At 39.8% G+C, this 16,459-nt stretch carries 11 protein-coding genes; 10 read left to right on the top strand and 1 reads right to left on the bottom strand.

Annotated elements, in window-relative coordinates; genetic code table 11:
* Positions 1-6: 6 nt before the first annotated feature.
* From malQ to rluF, 9 genes are all read left to right on the top strand, one after another.
* The gene (gene malQ, locus EU510_RS07605; protein ID WP_149592969.1) at positions 7-2,001 is read left to right on the top strand and encodes a 4-alpha-glucanotransferase; all 1,995 of its coding nucleotides are present in this window, start codon (positions 7-9) and stop codon (positions 1,999-2,001) included.
* Positions 2,002-4,209: a 1,4-alpha-glucan branching protein GlgB gene (gene glgB / locus EU510_RS07600; RefSeq protein WP_149592968.1), complete on the top strand. Its 2,208-nt coding sequence runs from the start codon at positions 2,002-2,004 to the stop codon at positions 4,207-4,209.
* A complete protein-coding gene (gene glgX, locus EU510_RS07595; RefSeq protein ID WP_149592967.1) occupies positions 4,202-6,265 on the top strand; it encodes a glycogen debranching protein GlgX in 2,064 nt (687 codons plus the stop codon). The genes glgB and glgX overlap by 8 nt, the downstream gene beginning before the upstream one ends.
* Positions 6,258-8,795, top strand: a complete 2,538-nt coding sequence (locus EU510_RS07590) for a glycogen/starch/alpha-glucan phosphorylase (protein WP_149592966.1) — start codon at positions 6,258-6,260, stop codon at positions 8,793-8,795. Before glgX ends, EU510_RS07590 begins: the two co-directional genes overlap by 8 nt.
* A gap of 14 nt (positions 8,796-8,809) precedes the next feature.
* Positions 8,810-10,111, top strand: coding sequence for a glucose-1-phosphate adenylyltransferase (glgC, locus tag EU510_RS07585; protein ID WP_002958601.1), 1,302 nt, complete (start codon positions 8,810-8,812; stop codon positions 10,109-10,111).
* Positions 10,112-10,191: 80 nt separating this feature from the next.
* Entirely contained in the window at positions 10,192-11,727 is a 1,536-nt protein-coding gene (locus EU510_RS07580; RefSeq protein ID WP_149592965.1) for a glycogen synthase, read from the top strand.
* 89 nt (positions 11,728-11,816) lie between these two features.
* Complete coding sequence (locus EU510_RS07575; RefSeq protein WP_149592964.1) at positions 11,817-13,031, top strand: EAL and HDOD domain-containing protein; 1,215 nt, start codon at positions 11,817-11,819, stop codon at positions 13,029-13,031.
* A 30-nt stretch (positions 13,032-13,061) separates the two neighbouring features.
* Entirely contained in the window at positions 13,062-14,132 is a 1,071-nt protein-coding gene (locus tag EU510_RS07570) for a DUF418 domain-containing protein (RefSeq protein ID WP_149593287.1), read from the top strand.
* 86 nt (positions 14,133-14,218) lie between these two features.
* Positions 14,219-15,214 carry a 23S rRNA pseudouridine(2604) synthase RluF gene (rluF, locus tag EU510_RS07565; RefSeq protein WP_149592963.1) on the top strand — a complete coding sequence of 332 codons (996 nt, stop codon included), beginning with the start codon at positions 14,219-14,221 and terminating at the stop codon, positions 15,212-15,214.
* Between the two features lie 16 nt (positions 15,215-15,230).
* Here the strand turns inward: rluF and EU510_RS07560 are convergent, their stop codons facing one another.
* Positions 15,231-15,785 carry a hypothetical protein gene (locus tag EU510_RS07560; RefSeq protein ID WP_188085406.1) on the bottom strand — a complete coding sequence of 185 codons (555 nt, stop codon included), beginning with the start codon at positions 15,783-15,785 and terminating at the stop codon, positions 15,231-15,233.
* Between the two features lie 303 nt (positions 15,786-16,088).
* Between EU510_RS07560 and EU510_RS07550 the strand changes: the two genes are divergently transcribed.
* Positions 16,089-16,421, top strand: a complete 333-nt coding sequence (locus tag EU510_RS07550) for a PBPRA1643 family SWIM/SEC-C metal-binding motif protein (protein ID WP_149592961.1) — start codon at positions 16,089-16,091, stop codon at positions 16,419-16,421.
* Positions 16,422-16,459: the final 38 nt, after the last annotated feature.

Genomic DNA, 16,459 nt, shown 5'->3' with positions numbered 1-16,459 from the left:
GATTCAATGGATGCTCTTTCGCAGTTGTTTTACCTGCATGGTATTGGCTTTGAATTCACCAAGTATACAGGTGAACAGGTGTTTTTTAGCGAAGAAACGCGTAAACGTGCTTTACAATGTTGTGGTGTTGATACAAATAATGAAGCAGGAATAGCTCAACTAACTTATGATTTAGATGCATCGCTTTGGCTGGATTTAGTACCTAGTGTAAGTTTGGTTGAGCAAAGTGCATGTTTGTTAAAGCTTCGTATAGATGAGCGTCAGCAATATTTAGCCGCTAACATTGATGTCCCTTCACTTGGAATGCATATAGCATTTGATAATCTTTATAACTTGGCTGTCACTGGTGAATACTACTTGCATGGCGTACGCTATATTGAGCTGGCCCTACCCGTAGATAGTATGCCAATTGGCTATCATGACGCTAATGTTCAAGTAGGTGAGCAACACGCTATTACACAAATCTGGTGCGTGCCTGAGCAAGTCTTCCAAGTGGAAGACACAAAGCGCACTGGATTATCTATTCAGCTTTACACATTAAAAAATAGAGCGAATTTGGGTATTGGCGACTTTGACGATTTATTAGCGCTTACAAAACTATGCAGCTCCCAAAACATGGATTACATATTACTTAATCCACTGCATCTGTTATTTGCTGATATGCCAGAGCGAGCCAGTCCTTATAGCCCTAATAGTCGCGCTTTATTAAATCCCCTTTATATTTCTATCGTATTAAGCGAAGACGCAACAAATAATGAACATCTTGACGCCATTATGCAGCAAGATGATGTCGCTGCACTTATTAAAAGTAATGATCAGTTTATAGATTATGAAAATGTAAGTCGTATAAAGTATGCGTTATTTGAAGCGCTTTATAATCAATTTGAATTAACGGCAAGTACTGAGCGTCGCCAAGCGTTTACTGATTTTTGTAATACTCATTCTACTACGTTAAATACCCTCGAATCAGATAACTTAACATTTGCTTATTACCTGCAGTGGCAAGCGCATACGCAATTGGCACTGTGTCAAAAAAGTTGTGCAGAGCTAGGTATGCCTATTGGATTAATCAATGATTTAGCTGTTGGTTGTGCGGGTGATGGGTCTGAATTTAAAAATCAGCAATCGTTGTTTAGCCAAGGAGCAAGTGTAGGCGCTCCACCTGACCCATGGGCCGAAGCTGGTCAAAACTGGGGGCTTCCAGCTCTCAATCCTCAAAGTCTTAGTAATAATCACTACCAATTTTACCGCTCGCTCATTCGCTCAAACATGCAAAACGTAGGTGGACTTCGAATTGACCACGTAATGGCTATTAGGCGCCTATGGTGGTGCTTTGAAAACAATGGCGAACGAGATGGCTGTTATGTTTACTACCCGTTTGAGCATTTACTTGCCATTTTAAAAATTGAATCGCATGTTAATCAAAGTATTGTTATTGGTGAAGATTTAGGCGTTGTGCCACCAGAAGTTAGAGAAGCTTTGGCATCTAGCGGCATTTTTTCTAACAGCTTATTTTATTTTGAAAAACAATACAGTGGAGAGTTTTTATCGGTAGATGAGCTGGCAACACATTGTTTGTTAATGATAGCTAATCACGATGTCCCTCCATTTACAGGCTGGTGGCAACATGATGATTTAGATATTAAGCAACAATATAAGCTTATAACTTGCAATGAATACGAGCAACTAGAGCAACAGCGAATAGAAGAGCAACAAAGGTTACTACGTTTTATTAATCACCATGGCAATACAACTGAGCTTTTATTACATAGTGAAGCTGTGACCGTTTATAGCGCACTTGCATTGTGTTTAGCAGGCTCTCAATCGCGTTTATTTGCAATACAAATAGATGACTTAGATGAGCAGAAGTATCCGGTCAATATCCCCGGGACAGATAAAGAATATCCTAATTGGCGACGTGTATTAACGCATACCAGTGAAGAAATTTTTACCAAAAATGCCTCACTTTTAGCTGCTATCGATTCAATAAGGAAAGGTTAAATGAGCAGTACAACTAATGAAAATAGTTACGATGCACAAGTACACGCATTAAATGCAGGGCGATTTAAAGACCCATTTAGCTTTTTAGGGGCACATAAAACGAATGCCGAAGTTGAAATTCGTTTTTATCTACCTTGTGCAATAAGCGTAAGTGTTACATTAAATAATAAAACTATTAAGGCGCAGCGCTACCAACAAAGTGACTTATTTATAGCCAAAGTAGATGCTTTGCCCACTGCGCCATATCAATGCATTGCTCAGTACACAGATAGCAGCGTTACCTTTTATGATGAATACAGCTTTGAAAGCACACTTGATGCAGAGGCAATGTATTTATTTAAAGAGGGCAGCCTTGAACATGCTTACTCGCATTTTGGTGCACATTTTAGTACTCAACAAAACGTAGACGGTGTGCGTTTTTGTGTGTGGGCGCCTAATGCGGCAAGTGTCTCTATTATTGGTGAGTTTAATTTTTGGCAAGCGAATCGCCACTTTATGCGCTTTCATCCTGCAAGTGGTGTATGGGAATTATTTGTACCAGACCTTAAAGCCGACATGTGCTACAAATTTGCAATTACCGCGCAAAGTGGAGAGGTACTCGAAAAAGCCGACCCCTATGCATTTAAAATGCAACAAGCACCGGGTACTGCAAGTGTACTGCAGTATAAACCAGAATCTATAAAGCTTGACGAAAAGGCACTTAAAAACAGGCAAAAACGCAATCATATTGATGCGCCAATTAGTATTTATGAAGTGCATTTAGGCTCATGGCAACGCGCTGAAAACAACCGCTATTTAAGTTACACAGAGCTTGCCGACAAACTCGTTAGCTACGCCCTTGAAATGAATTTTACTCACCTGCAACTTATGCCAATAAGCGAATATCCGTTTGATGGTTCGTGGGGGTATCAGCCTGTTGGATTATTTGCACCTACCAGCCGCTTTGGCGACTACAACAGCTTTAAATACTTTGTAGAGCAGTGCCACAAAGCAAATTTAGGTATTTTACTTGATTGGGTGCCAGGGCATTTTCCAAGCGATCCGCATGGCCTACATCGATTTGATGGCACCCATTTATATGAGCATGCTGATAAGCGCCAAGGGTTTCATCCTGATTGGAATACCTACATTTATAACTACGACCGCCCTGAGGTTAAAAGCTTTTTAATATCAAATGCTATGTATTGGCTACATCAATTTGGTTTAGATGGTCTGCGTGTAGATGCCGTAGCTTCTATGTTGTATTTAGATTACAGCCGAAAAGAAGGCGAGTGGGTTGCTAATTGTTACGGCGGGCGCGAAAACTTAGGTGCAATTGAGTGCCTAAAGCAAGTCAATATGCGCAGCTATAAAAACAACCCAGGCATTATGATGGTGGCTGAGGAGTCAACAGCATGGCCGGGTGTCACCCAAAGTGTTGAGCATAACGGTTTAGGCTTTGGTTATAAGTGGAATATGGGTTGGATGAACGATAGTTTGCATTACATGCAGCACGACCCGCTTTATCGTCAGCATCATCATCACGAAATGACTTTTTCGATGGTATACGCGTTTAGCGAAAACTATATATTGCCATTAAGCCACGATGAAGTAGTACATGGTAAAGGCTCGTTAATTGAAAAAATGCCAGGCGATGATTGGCAAAAATTTGCAAATTTACGCGCTTACTACGCATTTATGTGGGCACACCCGGGTAAAAAACTCTTATTTATGGGCGGTGAAATTGCACAGCGAAAAGAGTGGGGGCACGATCATTCTATCGATTGGCATTTACTTGAGCACGAAAGCCACAGCGGTATAAAGCACACCGTAAAAGCGCTCAATACCGTTTATAAAAACCAACCTGCGTTGTATGAGCTAGATTCGAGCGCGGCTGGTTTTACCTGGATAGATAACAATAATAATCAGCAGAGCATTTTGAGCTTTGTTCGCTATGCTAAAAACGCAAAAGACTTTGTGGTTGTTATTGCTAATTTTACTCCCGCGTCCTATGAAAACTACGTTATTGGCGTACCAAGTAAAGGGCGTTACAGGGTCATTTTAAATACAGATGATACTCAGTTTTTTGGCTCTGGCGTTGAGGTAACTAAAGATTCATCGCAGATAGTTCAAGCAATAAACGAATCAAATCATGGTTTTAAACACCGTATTTCAATTGCCATTGGTGGCTTAACTACTATTTATTTACAAAAGGTTGATGATGAGTAACCGATTTGATGTAGCACCCGGTAATGTAGAACCACTTGGCTCTAGTGTTATTGATAATGGGGTTAACTTCGCGTTATATGCGCCTGGTGCAAGCCAAGCTTATGTATGCCTGTTTGATAAAAGTGGCCATTCAGAAATACTAAAAATGGCGATGAATATCAACGAAGGTGGTATTTGGAGTATTCATATTTCGCCATTAAACGCCGGTGCGCTTTATGGTTTTAGAGTTGAGGGTGAATATAACCCTAAAAATGGTCAACTGTTTAACGAAAATAAGCTGCTGATAGACCCATATGCAAAAGACTTGTTTGGTGAGTTTACTTGGAGTGAACGCCATTACGGGCAAATGCCAATCGGTACTAAAAGCACTGTAAATAATGCGATTGATATACCTAAATCAAAAGTAGCGGCACCTACGTTGTATATGCATAAAAAGCCTAACCACCTTTGGTCAAACACGGTTGTTTATGAGTGCCATGTGAAAGGTACAACGTGTCGTCATCCTAAAATTCCCAAATCTCTACAAGGGAAGTTTTTAGGGTTAAGCCACCCAAGCTTTATTGAACACTTGCAAAGCTTAGGGGTTACAGCCGTTGAGCTTTTGCCTGTTCATTCTTTTATTAGTGAGCAATTTTTAACAGGGAAAGGTTTGCAAAACTACTGGGGTTACAACACGCTTAACTTTTTTACGCCCCACAAAGACTATTTGGTAAACGACGATATAAACGAGTTTAAGCAAATGGTGCAAGAGCTCCATGCTGCAGACATAGAAGTTATATTAGATGTTGTTTACAACCATACAGCTGAAGCAGGGGCGGATGGCCCTATACTATCGCTTAGAGGCTTTGATAACTTAGCCTATTACCGCGCAGTAGATGGCCAGCCTGACGTATATATAAACGATACCGGCTGTGGTAATACCATAAATATTGATCATCCTAAAACACTGCAACTTGTACTTGATAGCCTTCGTTATTGGGTTGAAGTAATGGGAGTTGATGGTTTTAGGTTTGATTTAGCGACCATTTTAGGCCGCACAAAATCAGGCTTTAGCTCCGCACATACTTTTTTACAAGTAGTTGCCCAAGACCCTGTACTTAACAAGGTTAAGTTAATAAGTGAGCCTTGGGATATAGGCCCAGGTGGCTATCAGCTTGGGGCATTCCCGCCGCCATGGCGAGAATGGAACGATCAATACCGTGATGTAATTAGACGTTTTTGGCAAAGTGAAACCGGTATTGTTGCCAACGTTGCAAAACGTTTGCATGGATCGTTTGATATTTTTGAGCACAGCCAACGTGGGCCGCTCAATAGTATTAATTTTATAACGAGTCATGATGGGTTTACCCTTGCTGATTTAGTGAGTTATGAGCATAAACATAACGAAGCTAATGGCGAGCAAAACAGAGATGGGCACAGTGCAAATCATTCGTTTAACTGTGGGGTAGAAGGTTTTACCAGCGACTCTAAAATAAACGCACTGCGCTTGCAGCAACAAAAGAATTTTTTACTTACTTTAATTCTCTCAAAAGGTGTTCCCATGATTGCTGCTGGCAGCGAAATGGCGCACTCGCAAGGGGGTAATAACAATGCTTATTGCCAAAATAATCGCACTAGTTGGCTTGCCTGGAAAGATTCTCAACTTAATCATTCGCTAACACGATTTATTGATGATGCATTAAAAATTAGACGTGCGCACAGTGCCTTTAAACACAGTGTATTTTTAGATGATATAGACGAGCGTTTTACCGTTAAGTGGTTTACCGAACAAGGTAAAACCATGACTGATGCTCACTGGCATGAAGATACCAGGCAGTTTTTAATGTATAGCTTACTTGATAAGCAAAACAATCATGCCTTGTTGATTGTATTTAATGCCAGTGAAAAAACAATTTTTTGTCAAATGCCCCCATCGCCAATTAATGCGCCGTGGCAAATGATTCTATCAAGTGTACACAATGCATCTGTGAGCAGTAATGAAGATGCGATGGTTGAAATTTCAGCACAAAGTAGTTGGGTTTTTAGTGCCAATTTAGAGGATGTTAGTCATGATTAAACAAAGTGATCAAGTGTGTGTAGTAAAGGGCTGGCAAGAAGGTCCCGTTATTGATGAAAGTACGCTTAAAGATGACTTAACACGGCATTTTTATTATACCCTCGGCCGAGATAAGGTTGGTGAATCGCAGCATTATTTGTATCACGCATTAGCGCTTACTATTCGTGACAGACTTGTTGCCCGCTGCAGAGAAACGAATCAACAAATTAAGCAAGAAAAACGCCGCAAAACGGCTTACCTTTCTCTTGAGTTTTTGATGGGGCGTGCGCTAGGTAATGCTGTTTTAAATCTAGATTTAGATGAACAAGTAAGCTCAGCACTACAAGAGTACTGCACAACAGTAGAAACAATTGAAGACGCCGAGCACGACGCTGGCCTAGGAAATGGCGGGCTAGGGCGTCTTGCAGCCTGCTTTTTAGATAGCTGTGCTAGTTTAGCGTTGCCTGTTATTGGCTATGGCCTACGATACGAATACGGCATGTTTAATCAATCGATTAAGGATGGTAACCAAATTGAGCAACCAGATAACTGGCTACGTGAAGGACATCCATGGGAGCTAAGCGCACCAGAGCATGCAAAACGTGTGAAGTTTGGTGGCTATGTGCAAAGTTACACAGATAAATTTGGCAGAGAGCATCGTCAATGGATGGGCTCACAAGATGTATTAGCTGTACCGTACGATGTACCTGTCCCAGGTTATAAAAACAATATTGTAAATACGCTACGATTATGGAAATCAGAGGCGACAGATGAATTTAATCTAACCGAATTTAATGCGGGCAGTTATTCAGAAGCCGTCGCACAAAAAAATCTAGCCGAACAAATTACCATGGTGCTGTATCCAAATGACAGCAGCGAAAATGGTAAGGAACTTAGGTTACGCCAACAATACTTTTTATCATCGGCGAGTATTCAAGACGTAGTAGACCAATGGGTTTCACAGCATGGCGAGAGCTTTAGTGACTTTGCTGATTTTCATGCTTTTCAGTTAAACGACACGCATCCAAGTATTGCTGTTGCTGAGCTAATGCGTATTTTAATTGATGATTATGAATTAGATTGGAACGATGCTTGGCAAATCACAACTAAAACAATGGCTTATACAAATCATACGCTACTTCCTGAAGCGCTTGAAAAATGGTCTGTTTCGTTGTTTTCAAAATTATTACCACGCATTTTAGAAATAGTTTACGAGATAAATGCACGCTTTTTAGCACAAGTTGCACAGCAATGGCCGGGAGATGTTGAAAAGCAACGTGCATTGTCACTGATTGAAGAGGGTGATGAGCCACAAATTCGTATGGCTTATTTAGCTATTGTAGGTAGTTACTCTGTAAATGGTGTAGCAGCACTGCATACCGAATTATTAAAAGCGGGATTATTTAAAGAATTTTACGCACTGTGGCCAGATAAGTTTAATAACAAAACAAATGGTGTAACGCCTCGTCGATGGCTTGCGCATTGTAATCCAGTATTAAGTGAATTAATTGGTGAAAAAATTGGCCATGAATGGGTTAAAAACTTTTCAAAAATTAGTGACCTACGTCGTTTTTATGACGACAAGTCATTTCATGAGCAGTGGCAAAATGCTAAACGTGAAAACAAACAACGTCTAGTTGATTTAGTTAAGGCGCGCTGCGATATCGATTTTGATGTATCGATGATGTTTGACGTTCAAGTAAAACGTATTCACGAATATAAACGTCAGCTATTAAACATACTTCATGTGATTCATTTATATGACCGTATTCGCCGTGGGGATACCCAAGGGCTTGTTCCTCGTTGTGTTTTATTAGGTGGTAAAGCAGCGCCGGGTTATTACATGGCTAAAAAAATCATTAAGCTTATTAATAACGTGGCAGAGGTTATAAATAAAGACCCTCAAGCTGCGCCATATTTACGCGTCGCATTTTTACCTAATTACAACGTAACCGCAATGGAAGTTATTTGTCCTGCAACCGATTTGTCAGAGCAAGTATCTACCGCAGGTAAAGAGGCGTCTGGTACTGGCAACATGAAATTTATGATGAACGGTGCATTGACAATAGGCACGCTGGATGGCGCAAACATTGAAATTAGAGATGCTGTTGGTGCTGATAACTTCTTTTTGTTTGGCGCACAAGCGCACGAAATTGACGATATTAAATCACGTTATAATCCAGAACATTTAATATCGCAAAATAGCGATTTAAAGAATGTGATGCAATTACTTGAGAGCGGACATTTTAATTTATTTGAGCCATGCTTATTTGACGACATAATAAATGCAATTAAGAGCCCACACGATCCATGGCTTGTTGCTCACGATTTTGAAAGTTACGTAGCAGCTCAAAAAGAAGTTGATAAAGCTTACGCAGATCAGACCTACTGGACACAAATGAGTATTTTAAATACAGCAGCCAGTGGACTGTTTTCAAGTGACAGAACCATAAGCCAATACAGTGAAGATATTTGGCATTTAGAACCCCTCAATATTAGTGAAACAGACTTAACGACAACTAAAAGCCATGCCACTAGCAGCCTAGACTAAATGGAGAGAGTATTATGCCCAATTATGCAAATCGCTACATAAGTAGCTTAACCCGAGAAACTTACGCGTTAATACTGGCAGGCGGTCGCGGTTCTCGCCTGCATGAGTTAACCGATTGGCGAGCAAAGCCAGCAGTTTACTTTGGTGGCAAACATCGAATTATCGACTTTCCACTATCAAACTGTATTAACTCGGGTGTGAGACGCGTTGGTATTGCAACACAATATAAGTCGCATTCACTCATTCGCCATGTAAACCGCGCATGGGGGCACTTTAAAAAAGAGCTGGGTGAGTCGGTTGAAATACTCCCTGCATCTCAGCGCCAAGGTGATGATTGGTATTGTGGGACCGCAGATGCTGTTTTTCAAAACATAGATATTATTCGTCACGAGCTTCCTAAATATGTGATGATTTTGTCTGGAGATCATGTGTACCGTATGGACTATGGTGCTTTATTGGCTGAACATGTGCAAAAAGGCGCAGATATGACCGTGTGTTGTATTGAAGTGCCAGTAGAGGAAGCCGCAGACACGTTTGGTGTAATGACCGTTGATGAAGAAAATAGAGTGTGCCGTTTTGATGAAAAACCAGCAATGCCTAGCTCAGTACCCGGCAAGCCAGGTACATGCTTAGCATCAATGGGGAACTACATTTTTAATACTGAATTTTTGTTTGAGCAACTTAAAAAAGATTCTGAGAATGAAGGCTCTGGACGTGATTTTGGTCACGATATTATTCCAGCGATTATAGAAGAGCATAATGTGTTTGCCTTCCCATTTAGAGATCCAAACCAAGAAGGGCAACCTTATTGGCGCGATGTAGGTACGCTTGACTCGTTCTGGGAAGCTAATATGGAACTGGTAATGCCAGAACCACAACTTGATTTATACGATCCAACGTGGCCAATATGGACTTATCAAGAGCAACTACCACCTGCTAAATTTATTTTCGATGATGAAGATAGGCGCGGTATGGCTTTGGACTCAACAGTCTCGGGTGGGTGTATTATTTCGGGCTCTGCGGTTAGAAAATCACTGTTGTTTTCTAACGTTCACGTTCGCTCATTTTGTACCATTGAGCAGTCGGTTATTTTACCCGGTGCGGTTATAAACCGAGGTTGTAAAATAAAACGTGCGATTATAGATAGAAGCTGTGAAATACCGGCAGGTCTTGAAATCGGTTTTGACAAAAAAACAGATGAAGAAAACGGCTTTAGGGTATCTAAAAAAGGTATCGTTCTTGTTACACGTGATATGCTCACTGAGCTTGCAAAAAAGTTAGAGCGCCAAGCGCGAGAAAATAAAAAGCTAGCGTAACAACAAGTTAGATAAGCACGACAACACAGCTTGCTCATTTGTGAGCAAGCTCACACAGGTTTAAAGGAAATAATAAATTAATGCATGTATTAATGGTTGCAGCAGAAAATGACGCGTTACCAGGCGCAAAAGTAGGCGGTGTGGCAGATGTAGTACGCGATGCACCTAAGGCACTCGCAAAGCAAGGAATAACGGTTGATGTTGTTATTCCTGATTACGGGTTTGAGCCGCTTGAGCGTATTTATGTAGGTGAAGTAACTGTTGCATTTAATGCTCAACCCCATGTGTTAACCATTTTTAAAATACAACAAGCCGAAAATAATGTAAGCCAAATTGTCATTAGCCACCCGTTATTCAGTGAATCAGGCAGTGTATATTGTAATGATGCACCGGGGAGGCCTTTTGCAACTGATGCGACTAAATTTGCTCTATTTAACGCAGCCGTCTGCGAAGCGTTATTACAAGGTGTATTAAAGCGCCCTACAGCGCTACATTTACATGATTGGCACAGTGCCTGCGTTGCAGTTTTACTTAAGTTTGAGCCACGTTATAGCTCACTTAATACGTTACCTATTGCTTTCACAGTGCATAATATTGCACTGCAAGGGATAAGACCTTTCAAACATGATGATTCGAGCTTAGAGGCGTGGTTTCCATCACTTAGTTATAATGGCCAGCAATTATGCGACCCGCGTTACCCTCATTGTTTTAATCCTATGCGCAGTGCAATAAATCTGTGCGATAAAATACATGTTGTATCGCCAACTTACAGCCAAGAGGTTCTTGAACCTAGTAATTACGAACATGGTTTTTTTGGTGGCGAAGGGCTTGAGCAAGACCTGCAAAATGCAGCAAGCCAAGGTAAGCTTGTTGGTATTTTAAATGGCTGCGAATATCCAAGCAATGCGCTTGAAGGAGCAACTCTCGCAGACTTTTACAGCCAAGCTGAGAGTACTTTGTTTGGTTGGATGGCCAATTACGAGCAGTTACAAAGCGGCTACTATATTGCCCACCAACGACTACAGCAATTTAAAGCAATAGTTAATAATGGCCCATTAGTCACAAGTGTTGGCCGACTTACAGATCAAAAAGTATTGTTATTGTGCCAGCAGGCTAATGGGGCTTTAGCTATTGATAAAGTGTGCCAATTAATTAATAAACATAACGGCAGGCTTATTATTCTAGGCTCGGGTGACAAAGAACTCGAAAGCATATTTACCAAAGCAATGGCGCGTAATTCCAACCTTTTATTTTTGAAAGGGTATGGGCAAGGTGTTGGCGATTTAATGTATCAATTAGGTGACTTATTTTTAATGCCAAGCTCGTTTGAACCCTGTGGTATTAGCCAAATGCTAGCAATGAGAGCGGGGCAACCGTGTTTAGTACACAGTGTTGGCGGATTAAAAGATACTGTTAAACACCACGAAAATGGTTTTAGTTTTAATGGCGATACATTGGCAACACAAACGAGTAATTTAATTAGCTGTTTGGACGAAACTCTCTTAATTAAAAAGCAAAATCCTAAAAAGTGGCATAAAATTAAGCATAGCGCAGAGCAAATGCGTTTTTCATGGCCACAAGTGGCAACTGATTATATAACAACCTTATACCGGTAAATCGTTGCTGTACTTTAAAGTTTAGTGACAAATCTACCTGCTTGGGGTTTAATTACTTAGTATTATATAAAAACTAAGAAGTAGGTAATGTGTCTGTATTTGTTGCAAGGCAAGCAATATTCAATAGAAGTAAAAAAGTAGTAGCCTATGAGCTACTTTTTCGTGATAGCCCTAAAAATTATTTTCCTGATATTGCCGAAGGCCAAGCAACAGCAAGGCTTATTATGGAAAATCAATTAAATTTAGGTACACGCCATATTACATCAGGTAAAAAAGCGCTCATTAATATAGGGCCAGAATCTTTAAAACTCGATTTATGTGCTTTTTTACCATGCCAAGACGTTGTGATTGAGTTACTCGAAACCATAGAACCTACCGACGATAATTATGAACTATGCCGAGGTTTATTTCATAGTAACTACAAACTCGCACTCGATGATTTTGTATATAAACCACAATGGGATCGTTTTTTAAAGCTTGTTAAACTCATTAAGTTTGATATTGCAATTACACCTCTTAGCGAAATACAACCCATAATTAATAAGTTACAAGCGCATAAACAAATAAAAATACTAGCCGAAAAAATAGAAACACAAGAAGACTATAAGCTCGCCTTTGATATGGGGTTTGATTATTTTCAAGGCTATTTTTTTGCAAAGCCTACAATGATTCAGCAAAACGACATCGACTATAACTATGGTTTAGTCGTCGCTATTTACGCCGAAATAATGAAAAACAGTCCAGATATAAAAGCTATATCGGGTCTGTTTGAGCTTGATGCTGCGCTTGTATATAAGTTACTGAGATTAATAAATAGCGGTGTGTTTCCCATACAAAGCCAAATATCATCATTAAAGCAAGCACTTGTGTATTTAGGACACGAACGCCTTAAAAAGTTTGTGAGCCTTATTGTTACAGCTCATACCGCAGGTAAAAAACCTGCAGAGCTAATGCAAGTGTGTGTTGTACGTGCTCGTTTTTGTGAGTTATTAGCAAAAAAGGTTAATAAGAGCCTGTCAGGCGAAGCCTTTTTAACCGGGTTATTCTCATTGCTAGATGCAATCCTTGATCAACCCATGAGTTTGCTTGTTGAAAAGCTCCCTTTTCCTGATGAAATAAAAACGGCATTATTAGGGGACAAAAACACTCTGTATTATATTTTAAACGTTGTTAAAGCATATGAAACAGGAAGCTGGTGGGCACTTGAACAAGCTATACTTTTGCTAAATATAGACAGTGCTATACTACCTCCACTTTACCAGCAGTCAGTTGATTGGGCTGACAGTTATAAGAATAATATTTAACGGGTAATAGCTTTAATGCGCAATTATAACATGGACTTTATTCGCGGCGTTGCCGTGCTTGGTCTCGTTTACATGAATGCTTACGCCTTCGGCATTTTTGAATACGGGTATACCCCTTTAACTAATCCTCCTGTAAGCGACTCTATTATTTACTCCCTTAGCAGCGTGTTTGTAGATGGCCGTTTTAGAACCCTGTTTAGTTTGCTTTTTGGTGCTGGGCTTTACATTCAGTGGCATCGTTATAAGTCTGAAGTGCAGATAAAAAGTAGGCTTTATTGGTTAATTCTCTTTGGGTTAGCGCATGGTTTTTTACTTTGGGCCGGTGATATTTTATTCGTTTACGGTGTATCTGGCTGGTTTGTTATTAAATATTTAGACAGTGATAACAACGCACTTTTAAAAAGAGGGCTAGGATTTACCTTGTTATCGGCTGTAGCTACAGTGCTTATTGTATCTAGCGTCCCCGATGAAGTGATTTACCGCGATACACCACAGTTTATAGACTTATATAACCCACACTATATTGATTACTTTATTAGTAACCTGGCCATGAACACATTGATGCTTGTTATGGTGCCAATAATGACAATGTGGATGTGCGTAGGCCTTATGCTCATTGGCATTTATTTATATAAACAAGGTGTTTTTAGTAAAGGCTTAACAACTCAGCAGTTAATAATTTGCACTGTAATAACTATTACTTTTTGTGCCCTTAGGCTTTATGCATCACAGCTTAATGGTAGCTTAGGGTATGGGGTGCAAGAATTTGTAAATATGTTTGCGGCTCTAGGTATGGCTACGCTGTATATTCATTTAATTGTTAAACTTTGCAATAACAGCGCACACGTCGGCACGCTTATTCAACAAGCGGGGCGCTTAGCATTTACTTTATATATTAGCCAAACACTCATACAACTGTTGTTATATAAAGTGCTATTTACGCACTGGGTGCTCAATTTTGATCGTATTGACTACTGGATAGTTGCAACGGCATTAGTTGCGCTGCAGCTCATGTTTACCTTTATATACAGCCGCTATTTTAAGCAAGGCCCGCTTGAATTTGTATGGCGTAAATTAACGAAAGCAAAAATTAATGCTTAAACACCTATAAATTCTAAATTAGGGGCGAAAAAATAGTGTGGGTGGTTTACACTACTCGCCTTAAAAATTACTACGCTATAAGTGCCATGACCGAATTAAAACGTTTAAATAAATTTATTAGTGAAACAGGATTTTGTTCACGCCGCGAAGCCGATAAATATATTGAGCAGGGTCGTGTTACGGTTAACGGTAATACGCCAGAAATGGGCGTAAAAGTAGCAGATACTGATACCGTCTTAATTGATGGTAATCCTCTTCGTGCAAAACCAAAGCGCGTATATATTGCTTATAATAAGCCAGTTGGTATTACGTGTACTACCGAGAGTAAAATTCAAAGTAACATAGTTAAAGCAGTTAACTACCCAACTCGTATATTTCCTATTGGCCGTTTAGATAGACCCTCAGAAGGGTTAATCTTTTTAACCAACGAAGGCGACATCGTTAATAAAATTTTGCGCGCAGGTAATAACCACGAAAAAGAATATGTAGTCACGGTTGATAAACCGCTAAACCGCCAATTTGTGACCAAAATGGCAAACGGCATCCCAATTTTAGATACTGTTACTAAAAAGTGTAAAGTTACCCAAACTGCCCCTAAAGAATTTAAAATAGTACTTACTCAAGGTTTAAACCGTCAAATTCGCCGTATGTGCGAATACTTAGGCTATGAAGTTGTGACATTAAAACGTACACGCATTATGAACGTGACGCTTAAGGGCTTAAAAGTAGGGCAGTGGCGACATTTAACTGATGTAGAAATGGCGCAAATTAACGATTCAATAGCCGATTCGGGTAAAACGCAAGAGCACTCGGTTGATAACAACAAGCAAAATAGCATTAGTAATAACAACAAAGGCGAGCCTAAAAAGCGTGATTTTCAGGGAGAAAACCCACGTGCATTTAATAATGAACGAGGCACCCGCACTCAAAGAAGTAATTCAGCCTATCAAAAACGCTCTACTACCTATGTAGGTAAAGGTGGAGCTAGTAAAAATACGCAAGACGATAGTAAAAACTCAAATAACAACAAGCCAGCAAATCGTAAAGCTCGTTCATCTGGCACGTTAAGTTTAAAAAAGTAGTGTATTTAAAGCTCAACTACCACTGTATTTGATGAACTATAGCCCCGAGTGGGCTTTTAACACCCACTATGTTTATATTTTCATTTTGTAAGCGCTGCAACTTACTCTTATCTAAATACCATCTAAAAGAGCGCTTTTTGTAAGTATTTAAATCTAACACAACCAGCTTAGCGCAGCTGTATTCGTAATCAGTCGGGCATGCCTCTACTGCAACTAGCTGATACTCTTGCTGCCAGCTATTATCGCTATAATAATAAGCCCACAATTTTATTGAAATACAAAAAGTAGCCCACAGCCATAAGTAAACTAAAACAGGTATAAACAAAATACCAAGCCAGCCACGAAGCCGTCCATCGTGCTCTAGATAATCTTTAAAATTTGATTTAAATGTTATACATGCATTGTACTTTTTATATCCGTAGATACCTGCCGCAATGCCAAGTACCACTGATAAAACAGGGAACAGCTTATGTGTTAAAAAATCATAAGCGGTATTGGCAATAAATGGCGGGTCTAGGTTCTCGTCCCAAGCAATAAAAAGTATGGGTGGGAATAGTATGCTAGAAGCCATTATTATTCGAAAAAGTTGCTTTGCTGTCACTTGAGGTTCTACTTTTTAAATGCTGAAGCCAATATGAAATAAGAGTATACCTAAATAAATTGCAATCGCCGATAATGAGTTTTTAGAGCGCAGGCGTTAACTGTGTTGCGTGTGCCATCTAAGTTCATTAAATGGCCTCTTTATGTCGCTATATTAGACGTATCTACATTAAAGCCTAATTAATATTGTGCATTAGCAAGTACACTTAGTTATGTGAATGGTAAGCTGTTAAGATGCGCCGTCTTAATAATGTAGAAAGGTTATAGAAGTAGCATGTCAAAGTTTTTCTTTATGGGTAAGCCCGACATAATGGGTAAAAATAACAGTAATGGATTTGCGCCAAAACGTACTGCAAAGCCAGGCTCAGAGTTACACCCGCTCACGTTAACTGTAAACTCAGTTGAACGACAATCAGAAATAGAAGCAATACTAGAAGAGCATTCGCTGTTTGCTTTAATTGAAGTTAAAGCTGAAGTATCAGAAGATATTCGTGAACTAGACTTTGCGCTTAGCAAGTCAACACCACAAGTATTTGATAAAGTACCAGAGCGTAACGCACCTTGTGTATGTGGTAGCGGCAAAAAATATAAGAAGTGTTGCGGTTAGTTTCTTAACAACTAAATATGTAGCCTTTCTTTTTTCAT

This window comes from Pseudoalteromonas sp. FUC4 (assembly GCF_008370255.1).
GTDB lineage: Bacteria > Pseudomonadota > Gammaproteobacteria > Enterobacterales > Alteromonadaceae > Pseudoalteromonas.
Note: the sequence above shows the minus strand (reverse complement) of the source record. Positions and strands in the feature narration are given on the sequence as shown.